The organism is Gaetbulibacter aquiaggeris (assembly GCF_044003965.1).
Lineage (GTDB): Bacteria > Bacteroidota > Bacteroidia > Flavobacteriales > Flavobacteriaceae > Yeosuana > Yeosuana aquiaggeris.
The window spans coordinates 582,328-602,081 of sequence record NZ_JBAWKC010000001.1; the positions used below are offsets into that span (position 1 = coordinate 582,328).

Here is a 19,754-nt window from a genome sequence, read left to right on the forward strand (position 1 = left end):
GTTTTTTATGTTTTTTAGGCATAAAAAAACGCCCTCAGGTTGAAGGCGTTTTATAATATTGTTTTAAATATAAATTAAGGTAATAAAGGCGAATAGTTAGTTGGATAATCACCAGCATTAGCAAAATTTCCAGAGGCTTCAAAATTGGAACCATACGTGGCATCAATAGCTCTTAAAAATTCGTTGGCCATTAAAGCATAGCCTCTGGCCGTAAGGTGAATGCCATCTAAGCTCACTAAACCACCCATCACTAAGTTAGTTGTTAAAGTATAATCTCCAGTTTTATACCCTGTGGTTGTTGCTTCCGTTAATATAGTATTTAAATCAACTAAAGCTAAACCTTTAGATGCAGCAACTGAAGAAATAGTGGCGTTATAAGAATCCGTGGCCGCTTTAATCTCTGCTTGTTCACTTGGGAGTAATACCCATTTATCGGCTAAAGGATTGGTGACACCTTCTACAGAAAACTGTCCTGCTAAATTAGCAGGAAGTCCTATACTTACTAAATACGCATAGGTAGTTGTGTTGACGGTACCAATAATTGAAGAGCTGGGTAATACCAATAAATCTGCGGCTGTTGCTTGTCTTGTTTGGCCATAAATAGTTCCTAATAAATTGGCTACTAAAGGAGCCGCTTCTGCGGGTAACCCAAAACTTTGTACAAAAGCGGGAAACGTAGGACTCGCATTTAGAACACCTGCTATTTGCGCAGAAATGTTAGTTAAGGTTTCATCTTTTATGACTACGGCACTTGCTGCAGTCGTTGAAAACACAATGGATCGTTCTGCTGCATTGGTAATAGCGCCTACTGATTGTAAATACGCATACACTTGATTTAACTGACCAAAAACACCATTAAGTGTTGGGATTAAGGGTCCAAAACTTGGATTTGCCGGGCTTAAAGGGGCATAAGGAACCGTTGTAAAATGTGGTAAATCTGTAATGTAAGGCACGTTGGTTACAACACCTTTAGCACCCCCAGATGTTAAAGTGGTCACTAAGGTACCGAAAGCAAAATCAAAAGTGGCTGTATCTGTGATTGGATTAGTCCCATCACCGCCAGTTGTTGCATAGCCTAAAACGTCATTACCTCCTATTTCTGATAAGCTAAAAAAGGTAGGGCTTTGTGCCATGGCTAATTCTAATATAGAAGCATCAGGAGTATTTCCTGTTAATCGAACGGCGTAAGGGTTTGCTGCTGCTGGAAAATTTTGAATATTTCCATAACCATTACCTAATAGATGAAAACTTTTGGCGCCAGGAACCCCTAAATTATTAAAAGGACCAGTAGGATTATTAAGCGCAATGTCAGTACCAACGGTTACAGGGCCAATTAAAGATTCTAAAGATACTGGACCTGCTCCTCCAAAAACTAATCGGGGATTTGCAATTCGTGTACCACCAACAGCTAATCCACCATAATTATCACTCATTAAAGGTTGTGTAAAGGTGCCTCCGCCCGCTTTTGCAAATTCTTTAGCCATCATATTAGGAAAGGAATTTTGTTGACTAGCAATAAAAACGGCACCGTCGGTATACCCGGCTGTGAAAGAAGCTCCAACTGCAACATATTTAGAAAAATCGGCACTACCGGCAGTTAGTTCTGGTAAAACTTCAGTAGAAGTGTCAACATTATTATCAATTAAAACATCTTCAATGTCATTACATGCTGTGAATCCTAAAAGGATTATTAACAGCAATATATATTTTGTATTCATATTAATTTTTTTATAAGTTGTTAATAGTCCAAGAAACATAATACATCGATCCAATAAATCCGGTACCAAAAGCAGTAAAGTATTCTTTGCCAGTCAGGTTTGTTCCACCAACTTTAAAGGTTGATTTTAAACTAGGTACTCTTAAGTTGATTTGCGCATCTACTGTATGAAATTCAGGAACTACGCCATTTCCAAAAGTAGCTTCCCAGTAATAATCATCACTAAATCTATAAGACACATTAAATCCAAAATTGTCAAACAAATTATCATTGCCAAAAGAGGCTTTAAACTTATGTTCAGGCGTATTGAAATTGGTTACAAAATCAGGGTATTTAACTCTATCGAAGTCTAATTTAGCGTAGGTATAACTTCCGCTTAAATCAAAATCTCTAAGCACTTTAGTTGATAAACCAATAGAGGCACCATAAGAATTTACTTCTGCTAATGAATTTGTATATATGTTATAGGCTTGGGTGTCTCCATTTGCCAATGCTGCTACTGAAAGCGAATTATCACCGACGGTTCCATATAATGGAGAAACAACTGTTGCTTGTGAAATAAAATCTTTATAGCTATTATAATAAGCGCTAAAATCAACGGTAAGGTTTTTAAATTTCCCGCGATAACCAATCTCTCCAGAAGTTACTTGCTCAGGTTTTACCAAATCTGGATTTGCAATTTCCAAAACTGCAGGATTACCAGTAGCACCAAGGGCTCGAGCTGAACTTAATGTGTAAGAATTTTCATAACCAGAGCGACCTGATTGAATAATACTAGAAGGTTGTCCAATTACTTGGCCAGGACCACTAACAGGATAAGACCTAGAATATCTGTCTAAATTATCAGGAGCAGCACCTATTAGCACATAAGGGCCAGCATCTAAACCTATAAATAAATCTTGAGTAGTAGGGTTTCTAAACCCAGTTTGAACTGATGCTCTAATATTATGATTATTATTAACCGTTAAACCAGCTGAAATTCTTGGTGACAAAAAGCCATCAAAAAACTGAGATTTATCATAACGAACCGAACCAGTAAGTTTAAGCTCTAAAGATTCATTTAGTTCTAAATTTTTCTGAATTTGTGTATATACACCATACTCAGAGTAATCAATTGTTCCATCTTTATCAGTATAAATAGTTCCAAATGAATTTAGACTATATTTTCTATAAGATCCACCAACCTGAATTTCTGCAAAGTCGATTAAATGGCTGAAATTATAGTTTCCGTCTGCATGATAATATTTTGAGGCATCCTGGAATTTAGAACCTGTTAATAAATCAGGGTCATTAATACTCTTATTAAAGGCCTCATTAAATCCGTCTGAGCCTGGTAAAAACCTACCGGATTCTGCCTGTGCTCTAGCCGCCGCATGGGCTTGCGCATCTGTGGCACCACCTAAAGTGGCCAGAACATAAGTTCCTGTATATTCACCAAACCAGGTGTTGTCATCTTTCCAGGCTCGGTTAATATTAATACCCGTAAAAACCATGTCATAAGAGTCTCCGGCTTTATCACCGACCATATACCCTCTTAAAAAGAAATTTTTATTTTTGATTTCAAGCTTGTGTTGTTCCTGAAAAAAGCCATTAATATTATATCTGTTACTTCCTTGATAAATAGTTGATCCAGTACCCACTTTTCCAACATATGATATTTCAAAGTCATCTTCGAAAGGTCTGTAGTATAAACCCCAGTCTGCTTTGACACTTTCAGCATTATAATTCGTTAAATCTGATTCAGCATAACCTGTCCTACTCACAGCTACAGATGGCACTAATGCATTGGCTCCCGCTGGCAAAATCCCCAAACCTTCAAGAGCTACTGCTACACCTTTAATATTCGTGGAAACCACATCACCATAAACATTAACGCCGTTATAATTTAAATTGGTTTCACGAGTTCCGCCATTTGAATTTCTGTCAGTTTCATTATTAGCTGCCCAATCCGTACCTTTTAAATAGCCAAAATTAATTTTGGCTGCGAATTTCTTACTGAATTTATAAGCCATACGTATTCCAAAATCAGTATATGGATTATCTCCAGCTGCTTTTTGTGATGTTATTCCTTGCTTATAATAAGCACTGATACCAGCATGGTCAAAAGGGTTTTTACTACGCATAAAGAGAATACCGTTAAAGGCATTTGCGCCATATAATGCGGAAGATGCTCCAGGTAACAATTCTACACTTTGCACATCCGTTTCAATCATACCCACTAAGTTTCCAATAGGAAAGTTAAGAGCGGGTGTCGAGTTATCCATACCGTCAACCAGTTGCATAAACCTGTTGTTGGCAAATGTGGCAAAACCCCTGGTGTTAACTGATTTAAAAGTTAAACTGTTGGTATTGACATCTACTCCTTTTAGGTTTTCTAAACTATCATAAAAGTCAACAGAAGCTGTATTTTTTATTTCATTAACACCTATTCTTTCAACCGTAACAGGTGATTCAAAAATACGTTCAGGTGTTCTTGAAGCAGAAATTACTACTTCATCTAAAGAAGTGCCTTCTTTAAGAATAAAATTAACAGTTTGATTGTTTGTTGTAATTTGTTCAGAAACTGATTCAAAACCAACACTACTTGCTTGTAAAGTAAATGGAGGATTTAAATTTGCTTTGAGAGTGAAGGCACCGTCAAAATCCGTTACAGTTCCTGTAGTAGTTCCAACAACTAAAATGTTGGCTCCTGGTATAGGTTGACCACTATCGTCTACAACGGTTCCAGAAATAGTTGTTTGTGAGTATGAAATACTACCTAAAAACAACAACAAAAATGGGAGAATTGTTTTCATTTATTAAAATTAGATTAGTTTAATTGGTATAATATTAACAAGAATAATCCTTATTATTACATAAATATAAAAAAAATTACGCGAGCATAATATAAATCCTTAAAAAACAAGTAGTTTCTTTATATTATTAACAATAAAAATAGCTCTCATTATTAAAAAAATAATAAGAGCTATTAGGATGAGATTTAATTATGTCAAAAAATTTGTTACTGTATTTATTCTACGGTAACAGATTTCGCTAAATTTCTTGGCTGATCAACATTTTTACCCAGTAATACAGCAATATGGTAAGATAATAGCTGTAAAGGAATGGTTGTTAATAATGGAGATAAAGACTCAAGTGTTTCAGGCACTTCAATAACGTGGTCAGCTAGTTTCCTAACATCAACATCACCCTCAGTAACAATACCAATAATTTTACCTTTTCTGGATTTTATTTCTTGGATATTGCTCACCACTTTTTCGTAATGACCTTTTTTTGTTGCAATAACAACGATAGGCATATTTTCATCAATCAAAGCAATGGGGCCATGTTTCATTTCTGCAGCGGGGTATCCTTCTGCATGAATGTATGAAATCTCTTTTAATTTTAAAGCGCCTTCCAGAGCTACCGGGAAATTATAGCCTCTACCTAAATACAAGAAATTATGAACATCTTTATAGATATCAGCGATATATTTTATATGATCGTTAGATTCTAAAACTTTTTCTACTTTCTTTGGAATCATTTCCAGTTCAAGCAAATGGTGACGGAAGTCAGAACTCGATATAGTCCCTTTAGCCCGTGCTAAACGCAATGCCATTAGAGTTAAAACGGTAATTTGAGTAGTAAAAGCTTTTGTTGAAGCCACACCTATTTCTGGTCCGGCATGGGTATAGGCTCCGGCATCAGTTTCTCTGGCAATAGATGAACCTACCACATTACAGACTCCAAAAACAAAGGCGCCTTTAGATTTTGCTAATTTAATGGCAGCTAAAGTGTCAGCCGTTTCTCCTGATTGTGAAATGGCTATGATAACATCTTTTTCTGTAATAATCGGATTTCTGTATCTAAACTCAGAGGCATATTCTACTTCAACAGGGATTCTTGCTAAATCTTCAAATATATATTCAGCTACTAATCCAGCATGCCATGAGGTGCCACAGGCAACAATAATAATTCTGTCAGCATTCAAGAATCTTTTCATGTTATCTTCAACACCAGACATTTTAATAATAGCCTCTTGTCTATTTAGTCTTCCACGATAGGTATCGGTTATGGCTTTGGGTTGTTCATATATTTCTTTTAACATGAAATGATCAAAACCACCTTTTTCGATTTGCTCTAAATTTAATTTTAGGGTTTGAACATATGGATCCACTAAAGAATCATCCTTTATCTTTCTTATCTTGATGTCTCTATTTAAACGGATGATGGCCATTTCCTCATCCTCCAAATAAATGGCGTTTTTAGTATATTCTAAAAAAGGAGAGGCATCACTTGCAATGAAAAACTCATCTTTACCAACACCAACAGCTAAAGGGCTACCTAATCTAGCAATAACAATTTCTTTTGGCTGGGTTTTGTCAAAAACGGCAATAGCATAAGCTCCAACAACTTGGTTTAAAGCTATTTGAACGGCCTTTCCTAGTTTAACATTTTCTTTATTCTTAACATCTTCTATCAGGTTGACCAGAACTTCGGTGTCCGTATCTGATTTAAAAGTAAATCCACGGTTTATCAATTCTTTTTTTAGAGATTCATAATTTTCAATAATGCCATTATGAATGATGACTAAATTTCCAGAATTAGAATAATGTGGATGTGAATTAACATCGTTTGGTACACCATGTGTTGCCCATCGAGTGTGACCTATTCCAATATGTCCGGTATTGGTAATATCTGTCGGTAATTTATTTTCTAAATCTACAACCTTACCTTTAGTTTTGCAGACTTTTAAGTCAGTACCATCAAATAATGCAATACCCGCACTGTCATAGCCACGATATTCTAGTCTTTTTAATCCTTCAATAATGATTGGGTAAGCTTCTCTTGGTCCTATATATCCAACGATTCCACACATAACAAATTAATTTGATTTGGGTTATTATTAAAATTCGAGGCAAATATGAAAAATAAATGTCAAATACTGACATTTATTATATAAAGTCAATATTTTATACGATGAAATCACTTCTCATAACGAAAAGAACCCATCTTTATCATAATAAAAGTCTTACAGACAATACCTATTTAATTTTGAGTGCTTTCTGTAAAATAAATTTCTAAAGACATTCTTTTGTCATTAGGAACATTAACATTACTACCATATAGGATGGTTCCTCTTGGTGTAATAATTGAAGCAGACGGCACTCCTGTAACAAGATCTTTACTATTTAAAATGCTGGAAGATGAAACATAATTGACGTTGGTTGATAATACTAAACCAAGTTTAGTATTTGTTGAATCTTTAAGTAAAATATTATTAAGGTGTTCTGTAATACGAATTTTATACCTTGAAATGCCATTTTCATCAGTAATACGCTGTCCCAAATGTATTAGCTTAGAATTAAATGCGTTTGATGAACTTGAAGAAGGATCATAACTGTAATCTATCAAAGGAATGTTGTTTTTTACATCATAAGCATATATTCTATCATATTTATGATAATCATCAGAAGGCACAGTCATTGTTTCGTCTTCATAAACAATTAATTGTGCTTCATTAATTAATTTTTTCAGAACAAAGCTGCCATTTTTTAAAATATAGTTTCCATTTTCATCAACGGCCCTATACTCTTTTTTAAAACATTCAATGGCAGTTTCTTCAACACCATCACAATCTACATTTCCACTAAAAATATCAACAACAGCCATTGACCCTTCAGACCCTTTAAGATAAAGTTTTTCGTCTCCGTTAGTTTTATCACCATTTTCTAAAGACACTAAATTGTAGTTGTTTATAAATGTATTTAATTTATTTCCTGAGAAATTAAGTACATAACTGCCATTCAATTTATCGGTACCTTCAACGGATGAGTCAGAAGAATAATAAATAGTTATGTTTGAACCAGAACCTGCAATATCTAATAGAATCATGTTACCATCGTTATTCACTGCTTCGGCTTTAAAATATAAACCTCTGAAATAATTGTAAAAATTATTTGAATTACTCAATACAGGATCATTTGTTTTGTCAATGATTAATGATTTCCAAAAGGCAGAATTTAGAGTATCTCTTAATGCTGGAACTTTTCTTTCAGTTGTTTCTGTGCCATCAGCGGCTATTGTTTTTAAAACAATGGCATTACTACTTGGAACAAGACTGTCGTTTTCATAGATAAGAGCTCCTTTTTGAGAATCAAAATTGATAACACCATTTGCTGTAACGGCAAAATTATCAGTAGTGTTAATGGTACCGCTTGCGTTGGAATAATAATTCTGAATAACATTTAAATCTTCATTAGGGTCAAAATCCCTTAAGAAATAATTGTTTTGATAAATGGATAGTTTAATTGGAGAATCACCAAAAAGAGAATCACTAATTGAATAAACACTGTTTCCGTCAGCATCTGTAGATATTATTTTGTTAAAATAAGGAATTGTTAAAACTACCGAATCAATAATTGGGTTAGTACCAAAATTTGGGTTAAATATAGAAGGAGTCACTTGAGTAATGATACTTGCAGTCGTTTGACCATAAATAGGATCATTAAAAACACCTAATAAACTGGCATTTAAATTATTTATTTTGAGGGAATCAAGTTTTTTATTGTAGGAGGTAATAGGTATTGGATAACTACCAGTATTAAAATTTTTAAGTCCTATAACATCACTTTCTATAGAGGTGAAATCTTGGTCACATGCAACAATGGCCAATATGGTGAATAGTAAAAAACTAGTAAATTTAAGGGCTTTAAATGTTTTTTTCATAGCTTATTTGGAAGGGAAAAAGGTTAACTTAATACTTTAGAATTTAAAAATTCTGTGTATGCTTCACCAAATTCGTCTTTATACTTATACTCTAAAACCGGTTTGTTAGAATCTTTTAAATACGTTTCTAAATCTGTTGGAATACTTTCAGAGCCAACAATCAGAGCATCTGAATGGTTAATGGCAATTTTCATTAAGTTTATATATGAAGGGGCTTCCAAAACTTTAATTTGGTCTTCGTCAATATTATCAAATTTAATTTTGTTCAACATATCCATATTTAAAGTTTCATCAAAACTTTGATTATAAATGGAGGTCACTATTTTGCTGTCACTAAATAATGGCTCGTCTTTATAATATTCTTTTAGGTATAGCGGCAATAATGATGCCAACCAACCGTGAACATGAATAACGTCTGGAGACCAATTTAATTTCTTAACAGTTTCTATAACGCCTTTTGCAAAAAATATAGCACGTTCATCGTTATCCGGAAATAAATTTCCGTTTTCATCCGTTAATGTTGCTTTTCTCTTGAAATATTCATCATTATCAATAAAATAAACCTGAATACGTTCTTTTGGGATAGACGCTACTTTAATAATAAGTGGCATATCCAAATCATTGATCACCAAGTTTATTCCAGATAGTCTGATAACTTCATGTAATTGATGTCTTCTCTCATTAATATTTCCATATCTGGGCATGAATATTCTTATTTGTCCACCTTGTTGATTTACCAATCTAGGGGCTTCAAATGACATTGAAGAAATTTCAGTTTCAGGCAAATAAGGCACTACTTCAGATGATACATACAATATCCTCTTATCTTTCATATATTCGTTTTTGGTGTTTTTTAATGGTTTATGTTACTGGAAATTCTATTATTTACAATGAAAAAATTGAAGTCACGGCGTATCATAAATTAGGTTCTTTTTGAAAATTCAGAATAAAAAACACGCAAAAGTACAAAAATTTATGCAGATTGATTGTAAAATCTTAAGTTTGCACCCGTTAATTTTTTATTAAAAAGTGAAGATTTTTTCAAATAAAGAACAAATTTCAGAGGTTGTTGATGCATTTAAAGCGCAGCAATTGACTATTGGTTTTGTGCCTACAATGGGTGCATTGCATAAAGGGCATTTGGCTTTAGTTGAAAAGGCATTGGCTAATAATAATAGAGTCATTGTAAGTGTCTTTGTCAATCCTACACAGTTTAATAATATTGAGGATCTTGAAAAATACCCAAGAACCATAGAGCAGGATATTGCTCTTTTAGAATCAATTTCCAATGATGTTTTGGTTTTTGTTCCTTCTGTTGAGGTGATGTATGAAGGTGATACAACTTCCCAGCATTTTGATTTTGATGGGCTTGAATATGAAATGGAAGGTAAATTTAGGCAAGGCCATTTTAATGGTGTAGGAACGGTTGTAAAACGATTGTTTGAAATTGTAAAACCCGATAATGCCTATTTTGGCGAAAAGGATTTTCAGCAATTGCAAATAATCAAAAGGCTTGTAAGTAAATACAATCTTCCTGTTAATGTTGTGGGTTGTAAAATACATAGAGAAAGCAATGGCCTGGCAATGAGTTCGCGCAACACCCGTTTGACAGATCTTCAAAAAAAGGAAGCGCCATTTATTTATAAAACTTTAAAGACTGCCAAAATTCTTTTTGGCACAAAAAGTGCTGATAAAGTATCTAAATGGGTAGTAAAACAATTTGAAAATAACCACGTTTTAAAATTGGAATATTTCAATATTTCTGAAGTTGACTCTTTAAAAGAGATTAAAAGAAAGTCAAAAAATAAAAAATACAGAGCATTTATAGCGGTATATGCTGGTGAAATTAGACTAATAGATAATATCGCATTAAATTAATTATCTTTGCCACATGCAAATTCAAGTAGTAAAATCGAAGATTCACAGGGTAAAATGCACAGGAGCAGACCTTAATTATATAGGAAGTATAACTATTGACGAAGATTTAATGGAGGCTGCCAATATTATTCAGGGAGAAAAAGTTCAGATTGTTAACAATGACAATGGTGAACGCCTAGACACATATGTCATTCCTGGCCCGCGAAATAGTGGAGAAATTACTCTAAACGGTGCCGCGGCCAGAAAAGTGGCCGTTGGAGACACTTTAATATTGATAACTTATGCTTTTATGGATATTGAAGAAGCAAAGACATTCAAGCCTTCTTTAGTTTTCCCAGATGAAGCTACCAACCTATTAAAATAAACTTTTGTCTAAAAATTTAAAAATATTTCTAAAGATTATACTCCCATTATTATTGGGAGTTTTTTTGGTTTGGTACTCACTATCAAAAGTCTCTTTAGATGAGTTATATATTTATTTAAAAAAAGCTGATTATAAATGGATAGTCATAGGATTATTATTTGGATTATTGAGTCATCTTTCAAGGGCTTATCGCTGGTTATTTATGCTGGAGCCATTGGGCTATAAAATTAAATTTGGAAATAGTGTTATGGCAGTATTCGCGGGCTATTTAATAAATTTTACTATTCCAAGAGCAGGAGAAGTTGCTAGAGCATCTATTCTATCAAATTATGAAAAAGTACCTTTTGAAAAAGGATTTGGCACTATTGTTTCTGAACGAATCGCTGATTTAATTCTGATGGCGGGTATTATTTTTATAACCTTGTTTCTGCAGTTTGATTTCATTTACAGCTTTTTGATAGCCAAATTTAATCTCACTAAAATTTTAATAGGGCTCGTTGTTTTTGTGTTATTGATATTTGGGTTTTTAAAAATTATTAAACACAGTAATTTGCCGATTTCTACAAAAATCAAGTCTTTTATAAAAGGACTAGTAGAAGGTGTTTTTAGCATTTTCAAAATGGATAAGAAATGGCCATTTATTTTTCATTCCTTTTTTATCTGGGCTATGTATGTACTTATGTTTTACGCTACTTCTTTGGCGGTTGAAGAATTGCATGATATTTCGTTAGGTGCTATTTTGATTGGGTTCATATCTGCAAGTTTTAGTATTGCAGCAACCAATGGAGGCATTGGGTCTTATCCGCTTGCCATTTATGCCGCATTTTCAATTTTTGGAATAGCTCAAGAACCTAGTTTAGCCTTTGGCTGGATTATTTGGTCCTCACAAACACTTATGATTATTCTTTTAGGTGGGATCTCATTAATTTACTTGCCTATTTACAATAGAAAAGCACAGAAAAAAGCAATTTTAAAGAGTCATAAGGATTAGAATAGTTTGTTTTTAAACTTTCGCTTTATTTGTTACCTTGCCATAGATTAACGCTTAAATCAAAAATATGAAATCAGTTTTTTGCTTTTTATTACTGGTATTTTCACACCACATTTTAAGTGCCCAAGTAATTTATGAAGTTTTTGAGTCAAATAAATTAGGGGAATCAAGAGAACTTAAAATACAACTTCCCAGAGGATATGATAAGGATGATAAAAAAACCTACCCGTTATTTATTGTTCTAGACGGAGATTATATGTTTGAAGCGGTTGCAGGTAATGTGGATTATTTCTCTTATTGGGAGGATATGCCTGAATCTATTGTAGTTGGAATTAACCAGATAGATAAAAGATATGATGACTGTTTGTATTCTGAGCAAAATTCGCTTCCGATAGATTCAGGGGCTAATTTTTTTGAATTTATTGGAGCAGAATTGATACCTCATATTCAAAGCAACTATAAAATTGGAAATTTTAAAGTAGCGGTAGGGCATGGGGAAACCGCTAATTTTATAAACTATTATATGCTCAAACAACAGCCGTTATTTCAGGCATATTTTGTTATAAGCCCGGAGCTTGCCCCTAAAATAAATGCGTTTGTGTCAGATAGACTTCTTAAGTTCGACAGTAAAATCTTTTATTACTTAGCAACTTCCACTAATGATGTGCCCTCTATATTAAAAGGAACAGAAGAATTAAATCAGAGTCTATCAAGTCTTGAGAATAAAAACCTTTACTTCTATTTTGATAAGTTTGAAGGATCATCCCATTATGCAGTACCTACACATGCTTTGCCAAAGGCTTTAGAAGCTGTTTTTTCTGTGTTTCAGCCCATCAGTAAAGACGAATACAAAGAAAAAATCTTAAAATTAGAGTCCTCATCTGTTATTTATCTTCAGGAGAAATATAATACTATTAAAGATTTGTTTGGTATTGAAAAACAAATTCTGATAAATGATTTTAAAGCGATTGAAGCGGCTATTGAGAAGAAGAAGGAATTTCAGTATTTTGAAGAATTGGGTAAATTGGCCCGCGATGAATACCCGGAAACACTATTAGGAAACTACTATTTAGCCCGTTTTTATGAAGAAACCGGTGAGTTAAAAAAGGCCATGAGAACTTATCAGTCCGGATATTCATTTGAAGAAATTGGAGGTATCACAAAAGATTTAATGTTAGAAAAAGCGGATGCCATTAAGGCAGATTTTGGATACTAAATGGCTAAAATAAAAACAACTTTTTTTTGTCAGAATTGCGGAACTCAATATGCTAAATGGCAAGGGCAATGTACCGCATGTAAAGAGTGGAATACTATTGTAGAAGAAGTTTTACAGAAGGAAGAAAAAAGTGGCTGGAAAATGCCGAATTCATCAGTAAAACGTGTTTCTAAACCCTTATTAATTCAAGATATTGATACCTCACAGGAATCTAGGTTAGATACCTTTGATGGGGAGTTCAATCGAGTTTTAGGTGGAGGCATAGTCCCTGGGTCATTAATTCTGCTTGGCGGTGAACCCGGCATTGGGAAAAGCACCCTGCTTCTTCAGATTTCTTTAAAATTACCTTATAAAACCTTATACGTTTCTGGTGAAGAAAGCCAAAAACAGATTAAAATGCGTGCAGAACGCATTTATCCGGGCAATACAAACTGTTATATTTTAACTGAAACCAAAACGCAAAATATCTTTAAGCAAATTGAGTCGTTAAAACCAGATATTGTGGTTATAGATTCTATTCAAACCTTACATAGTGATCATATTGAATCTTCTTCAGGAAGTATTTCACAAATTAAGGAATGTACAACAGAGCTTATTCAGTTTGCAAAGGAAACGGCTACACCAGTTATTTTAATTGGTCATATAACTAAGGACGGGAATATAGCAGGACCAAAAATTCTGGAGCATATGGTTGATACGGTTTTACAATTTGAAGGCGATAGAAATCATGTTTTTAGAATTTTAAGGGCCAATAAAAACAGATTCGGTTCAACCAATGAACTAGGTATTTATGAAATGCAGGGATCTGGCTTGCGTGAAGTATCCAATCCGTCAGAAATTTTAATTTCAAAAAAAGATGAAGACCTATCAGGTAATGCCGTTGCGGCTACTTTAGAAGGCATGCGTCCTTTAATGATTGAAGTGCAGGCTCTGGTTAGTACGGCTGTTTATGGCACGCCTCAAAGAAGTGCCACAGGATTTAATGCCAAGCGACTTAATATGTTGTTGGCCGTTTTAGAAAAGCGCGCAGGCTTTCGTTTAGGAGCAAAAGACGTTTTTTTAAATATTACAGGAGGCATTAATGTGGATGATCCCGCCATTGATTTGGCTGTCGTTGCTGCTATTTTATCCTCAAATGAGGATATGGCATTACAAAAGGATATTTGTTTTGCTGCTGAGGTTGGGCTTTCTGGTGAAATAAGACCCGTACAACGTGTTGAGCAACGTATTTTAGAAGCAGAAAAACTTGGTTTTGCTTCAATTTATATTTCTAAATACAATAAAATTTCTTTAAAAAATAGTGGGATTAAAATTCATCTCATTTCTAAAATTGAGGATTTGGTAAATCAACTTATTTAATTAAATTTCAATTAACTTTTTAAAATGGCAAAAAAAATATTTATTGGAATCGCTCTTCTGTTTTTCACGTTTAGTTATAGCCAAAAGGAGTTTTATGAGTTAAGAACCTATGAATTAAATTTTGGTAAATCAGCTAACCTATTATATGATTATATTGAAAAAGCACTGATACCCGCTTTAAACAAAAATGAGATTTATAACATCGGAGTTTTTGAGGAAATTGGTGATGCCATGCCAAAAAAACTGTATTTATTTATTCCCTACAAGAGCATTAATGATTATTACGAAGCCTTTGAAGGTTTAAAAGAAGATCAAGATTATAAAAAGGTTTCAAATAGTTACATGAAAACTTCACCAAATGATTTTCCTTATTTAAGATATGAAACCTCATTATTTATTGCTTTTGAGGGGCTTCCAAAAATGATCAAACCTGACGAAGGAACCTCCGTTTTTGAGTTAAGAACCTATGAAGGCTATAACGAAGATGCTCTGAATAGAAAAATAAGGATGTTTAACGAAAGTGAATTCAAAATCTTTGAGGATGTAGGATTGCATTCTGTTTTTTTTGGAGAAAAAATAGCGGGACCACAAATGCCCTGTTTGACTTATATGTTGGCTTTTAAAGACATGGAAGAACGCAATGCCAATTGGGAAAAATTTGGACCGCATCCAGAATGGCAAAGAATTTTCGGGTTGCCAGAATATGAAAATACGGTTTCAAATATTTATCGTATATTTTTAAAACCAATGTCTTTTTCTAAACTGTAAGAGCGCTATTTTATTTGAATCTCTATGATAATAAATCTTATTTTTTGATATTCAAAAGATTAAGATTATTAATTCAGTTAATAGAGAATAAATTTAAAGTTAATTTGTTTCATCTCAGACCTTGTATTTTATCAAAATTCCTTAATTTCGCACCTCGATTAGAATTTTGATATAATGAGTGCTAAATTTCCTGAATATAAAGGACTTGACTTACCAAAAGTTGCAGAAGAAATTCTAAGCTATTGGCAAGTACATAATGTATTTGAAAAAAGCGTTACTACACGGGAAGGCCATGAACCCTATGTGTTTTTTGAAGGACCACCTTCAGCAAACGGGCTTCCTGGGGTGCACCACGTTTTAGCACGTGCTATAAAAGATATTTTTCCTCGATATAAAACCATGAAAGGGTTTCAAGTAAAGCGTAAGGCGGGCTGGGACACACATGGATTACCAATAGAACTTGGTGTAGAAAAGGAATTAGGTATTACCAAAGAAGATATAGGAAAAACTATTTCGGTTGAAGATTATAATGCCGCCTGTAGAAAAGCCGTTATGCGTTATACGGATGTGTGGAATGACCTGACACAAAAAATGGGTTATTGGGTAGATATGAATGATCCCTATATTACGTATGAACCCAAGTACATGGAAAGTGTTTGGTGGTTATTAAAGCAAATTTATGACAAGCAATTATTATATAAAGGCTATACCATTCAACCCTATTCGCCTAAAGCGGGAACAGGATTAAGTTCTCATGAACTTAATCAGCCAGGTACTTATCAGGATGTAACAGACACCACGGTAGTCGCTCAGTTTAAAGCTAACACAGAATCATTGCCTGACTTTTTACAAAATGAAGGACCTATTCACTTTTTAGCATGGACAACGACACCTTGGACATTGCCAAGTAATACGGCCTTAACAGTTGGGCCAAAGATTGAGTATGTGTTGGTTGAAACCTTTAACCAATACACCTTTGAACCTATTAAAGTGGTACTGGCTAAAAAATTAGTGAGTTATCAGTTTTCTGGGAAATTTGATCAAGTAGAAAACCAGTCCGAATTATCATCCTACAAACCTGAAGATAAAAAGATTCCATTTTGCATTATAAAAGAATTTATTGGTAAAGATTTAGTGGGTATCACCTATCAACAATTGTTACCGTATACATTACCAAACGACCATCCTGAAAATGCCTTCAGAATCATTTCCGGCGATTTTGTTACAACTGAAGAAGGAACTGGAATTGTCCATACGGCCCCTACTTTTGGAGCGGATGATGCCATGGTAGCTAAACAGGCAGTGCCAGAAGTGCCACCTATGTTGGTGAAAGATGAAAACGGGAATTTGGTGCCTTTAGTAGATTTACAAGGGAAGTTCAGACCAGAAATGGGTGAATATGCTGGTAAATATGTAAAGAATGAATATTACAATGATGATGAAGTACCAGAGCGATCAGTTGATGTTGAAATTGCTATCAAATTAAAAGAAGAAAATAAAGCCTTTAAGGTTGAAAAATATAAACACAGCTATCCAAACTGCTGGAGAACAGATAAACCAATTCTATATTATCCATTAGACTCCTGGTTCATTAAAGTGACTGATGTTAAGGACAGGATGTTTGAACTTAATGAAACTATTAACTGGAAACCAAAAGCGACAGGAACTGGTCGTTTTGGAAATTGGTTGGCCAATGCTAATGATTGGAATTTATCCCGTTCGCGTTATTGGGGTATTCCGTTGCCAATTTGGAGAACCGAAGACGGCAAAGAGGAAATCTGTATTGGTTCAGTTGAAGAACTGAAGTCTGAAATGCAACGCGCCGTTGAGGCAGGCTTTTTAGCAAAAGATATTTTTGAGGATTTTGAAATTGGTAACAATTCTGAAGATAACTATGCAAAAATAGATTTGCATAAAAATATAGTAGATGCTATTGTATTGGTATCGCCTTCGGGCAAACCCATGAAACGGGAAACTGATTTGATTGACGTTTGGTTTGATTCAGGGTCTATGCCATATGCGCAATGGCATTATCCATTTGAAAATAAAGAAAAAATTGATGATCATAAATCATTCCCTGCAGATTTTATCGCTGAAGGAGTTGACCAAACGCGCGGTTGGTTTTATACCCTGCATGCTATAGCCACTATGGTTTTTGATTCTGTTGCTTATAAAAATGTAGTTTCAAATGGTTTGGTGTTAGACAAGAACGGCCAAAAAATGTCTAAACGCTTAGGTAATGCCGTTGATCCGTTTGAAACACTTTCAACCTATGGCGCCGATGCCACACGTTGGTATATGATTAGTAATGCCAATCCATGGGATAATTTAAAGTTCGATTTAGAAGGTATTGAAGAGGTGAAGCGCAAGTTTTTTGGAACACTGTACAATACATATTCCTTTTTTGCTTTGTATACTAATCTTGATAAGTTTAAATATTCTGAACAAGAAATGCCATTAGCTGAAAGACCGGAAATTGACCGGTGGATTTTATCTGAATTACATACTTTAATTCAAAAAGTGGATGAGTTTTACGCAGATTATGAACCAACAAAGGCTGCAAGAGCGATCTCAGACTTTACACAGGACCACTTAAGTAATTGGTACGTGCGTTTAAGTAGAAGACGTTTCTGGAAAGGAGATTATCAAACAGATAAAATTTCAGCGTATCAAACACTTTATACTTGCATGTTGACCATTGCAAAACTGGGCGCACCAATTGCACCTTTCTTTATGGATAAATTGTACATGGATTTAAATTCAGTGACTCATAAAGAGGCTTATGAAAGTGTCCATTTAGCAGATTTTCCACAATTTGATGAAGCGTTTGTAGATAAATCTTTAGAGCGTAAAATGGAAAGCGCACAAACAATTTCATCCTTAGTTTTGTCGTTAAGAGCCAAGGAGAAGATAAAAGTGCGTCAACCACTTCAGAAAATCATGATCCCTGTTAATAATGCTTTGCATAAGGAAGAGATTTTGGCGGTTTCAGATTTAATAAAACACGAAGTAAATATTAAAGAAATTGAATTGTTGGAGGATGCCTCAGATATCCTTGTAAAACAAATAAAACCTAATTTTAAAACATTAGGACCACGTTTTGGAAAAGACATGAAAGCCATTGCCAATGCAGTAATTAACTTTACTTCAGAAGATATTAACAAAATGGAGCAAATAGGTAATTTAGAAGTTGCCATTAATGGAAAAAATATTACTTTAGAACGCTCAGATGTTGAAATTACATCGCAAGATATTGAAGGGTGGTTGGTTGCGAATGAAGGATCTTTAACAGTGGCTTTAGATGTAACAATTACTGAAGAATTACGAAAAGAAGGTATTGCCAGAGAGTTGGTAAACAGAATACAAAATTTACGTAAAGACTCTGGATTTGAAGTGACCGACAGAATTGATGTACTACTTCAAAAAGATGATCATATAGTTACTGCAGTAAATACAAATTTATCGTATATTAAGGCAGAAACCTTAACAGAAGAATTAGAAATTATTGAACGAATAGACAATGGTATAGAAATTGCCTTTGATGATGTAAATACCAAACTGTTTATTAAAAAACATTAAAATTATGAATGAGGATACAAACGTTAGATACTCGGATAAAGATTTAGCAGAGTTTAAGGAGTTAATCAAGGAAAAAATACAAAAAGCCCAAAATGATTTAGAGCTTATAAGAAGTGCGTATATGAATGACCATAATAATGGAACGGAAGATACGTCACCAACATTTAAAGCTTTTGATGAAGGGAGTGAAGTAATGAGCAAGGAGTCTAATTCGCAATTAGCCATTAGACAGGAAAAATTTATTCGTGATTTGAAAAATGCCTTAATTCGGATTGAAAATAAAACTTACGGTATTTGCAGAGTTACAGGCAAACTTATCAATAAAGAGCGATTAAAATTAGTGCCACATGCTACTTTAAGTATTGAAGCAAAAAACATGCAGCAATAATTATTTATATGATATTTTTGAAACGTCTCAAATTTTGAGGCGTTTTTATTTTTATATTATCCTACACTATGTCTTTAAAGAGGTCAATTATCATAATCATCTTAATTTTACTTATTGATCAAATCAGTAAAATTTATATAAAAACCCATTTTGCCTTAGGCGATGAATACCGGGTGTATGACTGGTTTAGGATTTATTTTGTGGAAAATGATGGTATGGCATGGGGTACAAAACTGAGTGATTTTGGGTCGTTTATTTCAGATAGAACTGCAAAAATAAGTTTAACTATTTTTAGAATTGTTGCAATAATAGGCATAGGCTTTTGGCTTTTGGATGCCACCAGAAAGAAAAGTCCTAAAGTGTTATTGCTGGCTATTGCATTTATTTTTGCCGGAGCACTTGGCAATATTATAGATTCTGTGTTTTATGGGGTATTATTTAATGACAGCCATGGGCAAATTGCTTCTTTTTTGCCTATTGAAGGAGGCTATGATGGATTGCTGCATGGACGCGTAGTTGATATGCTTTACTTTCCTATATGGAAAGGCTATTTACCAGAATGGTTACCTTTATTTGGAGGCAAATATTTCACGTTTTTTGAACCTGTATTTAATATCGCAGATATGGCTATAAGCACAGGCTTTATCATGCTTTTGGTATTCAATAAAAAGGCTTTTCCTAAAAATGAATCATAAATTTAGAATATATACAGGAAAGTATTTTATAACTCAACAGGATTCATTAACTTTAACTTTTTGATAAAACAAGAAACCTTATCTCTCAATT

The 19,754-nt window shown here is 34.0% G+C and carries 14 protein-coding genes; 9 read left to right on the forward strand and 5 right to left on the reverse strand.

Annotated features, from left to right (window positions below; translation table 11 throughout):
• Nucleotides 1–74 precede the first annotated feature (74 nt).
• The 5 genes from V8G56_RS02345 to V8G56_RS02365 form a co-directional block, all read right to left on the reverse strand.
• Nucleotides 75–1,718 (reverse strand): SGNH/GDSL hydrolase family protein, encoded by a 1,644-nt coding sequence (locus V8G56_RS02345; protein ID WP_395436856.1) that lies wholly within the window; start codon nucleotides 1,716–1,718, stop codon nucleotides 75–77.
• Nucleotides 1,719–1,728: 10 nt separating this feature from the next.
• On the reverse strand, nucleotides 1,729–4,512 hold the full coding sequence (locus V8G56_RS02350; protein WP_395436857.1) for a TonB-dependent receptor: 2,784 nt from the start codon (nucleotides 4,510–4,512) through the stop codon (nucleotides 1,729–1,731).
• 215 nt (nucleotides 4,513–4,727) lie between these two features.
• Entirely contained in the window at nucleotides 4,728–6,575 is a 1,848-nt protein-coding gene (gene glmS, locus V8G56_RS02355; RefSeq protein ID WP_395436858.1) for a glutamine--fructose-6-phosphate transaminase (isomerizing), read from the reverse strand.
• 170 nt (nucleotides 6,576–6,745) lie between these two features.
• The gene (locus V8G56_RS02360) at nucleotides 6,746–8,425 is read right to left on the reverse strand and encodes a DUF4270 domain-containing protein (protein ID WP_395436859.1); all 1,680 of its coding nucleotides are present in this window, start codon (nucleotides 8,423–8,425) and stop codon (nucleotides 6,746–6,748) included.
• 23 nt (nucleotides 8,426–8,448) lie between these two features.
• A complete protein-coding gene (locus V8G56_RS02365; RefSeq protein WP_395436860.1) occupies nucleotides 8,449–9,258 on the reverse strand; it encodes a glycogen/starch synthase in 810 nt (269 codons plus the stop codon).
• Between the two features lie 196 nt (nucleotides 9,259–9,454).
• Here V8G56_RS02365 and panC point away from each other — a divergent pair, with 196 nt between their 5' ends.
• The 9 genes from panC (at nucleotide 9,455) to V8G56_RS02410 (ending at nucleotide 19,663) form a co-directional block, all read left to right on the forward strand.
• Nucleotides 9,455–10,303 (forward strand): pantoate--beta-alanine ligase, encoded by an 849-nt coding sequence (gene panC, locus V8G56_RS02370; protein ID WP_395436861.1) that lies wholly within the window; start codon nucleotides 9,455–9,457, stop codon nucleotides 10,301–10,303.
• A 13-nt stretch (nucleotides 10,304–10,316) separates the two neighbouring features.
• Nucleotides 10,317–10,667, forward strand: a complete 351-nt coding sequence (panD, locus tag V8G56_RS02375) for an aspartate 1-decarboxylase (RefSeq protein ID WP_331632200.1) — start codon at nucleotides 10,317–10,319, stop codon at nucleotides 10,665–10,667.
• A 4-nt stretch (nucleotides 10,668–10,671) separates the two neighbouring features.
• A complete protein-coding gene (locus V8G56_RS02380; protein WP_395436862.1) occupies nucleotides 10,672–11,658 on the forward strand; it encodes a lysylphosphatidylglycerol synthase transmembrane domain-containing protein in 987 nt (328 codons plus the stop codon).
• A 67-nt stretch (nucleotides 11,659–11,725) separates the two neighbouring features.
• Nucleotides 11,726–12,874, forward strand: coding sequence for an alpha/beta hydrolase (locus V8G56_RS02385; protein ID WP_395436863.1), 1,149 nt, complete (start codon nucleotides 11,726–11,728; stop codon nucleotides 12,872–12,874).
• Entirely contained in the window at nucleotides 12,875–14,233 is a 1,359-nt protein-coding gene (radA, locus tag V8G56_RS02390) for a DNA repair protein RadA (RefSeq protein ID WP_395436864.1), read from the forward strand.
• Between the two features lie 24 nt (nucleotides 14,234–14,257).
• Nucleotides 14,258–15,001 carry an NIPSNAP family protein gene (locus V8G56_RS02395; protein ID WP_395436865.1) on the forward strand — a complete coding sequence of 248 codons (744 nt, stop codon included), beginning with the start codon at nucleotides 14,258–14,260 and terminating at the stop codon, nucleotides 14,999–15,001.
• Nucleotides 15,002–15,175: 174 nt separating this feature from the next.
• Nucleotides 15,176–18,580 (forward strand): isoleucine--tRNA ligase, encoded by a 3,405-nt coding sequence (gene ileS / locus V8G56_RS02400; RefSeq protein ID WP_395436866.1) that lies wholly within the window; start codon nucleotides 15,176–15,178, stop codon nucleotides 18,578–18,580.
• A 4-nt stretch (nucleotides 18,581–18,584) separates the two neighbouring features.
• Nucleotides 18,585–18,968 carry a TraR/DksA family transcriptional regulator gene (locus V8G56_RS02405; RefSeq protein WP_395436867.1) on the forward strand — a complete coding sequence of 128 codons (384 nt, stop codon included), beginning with the start codon at nucleotides 18,585–18,587 and terminating at the stop codon, nucleotides 18,966–18,968.
• A gap of 68 nt (nucleotides 18,969–19,036) precedes the next feature.
• Entirely contained in the window at nucleotides 19,037–19,663 is a 627-nt protein-coding gene (locus tag V8G56_RS02410; RefSeq protein ID WP_395436868.1) for a lipoprotein signal peptidase, read from the forward strand.
• Nucleotides 19,664–19,754 lie beyond the last annotated feature (91 nt).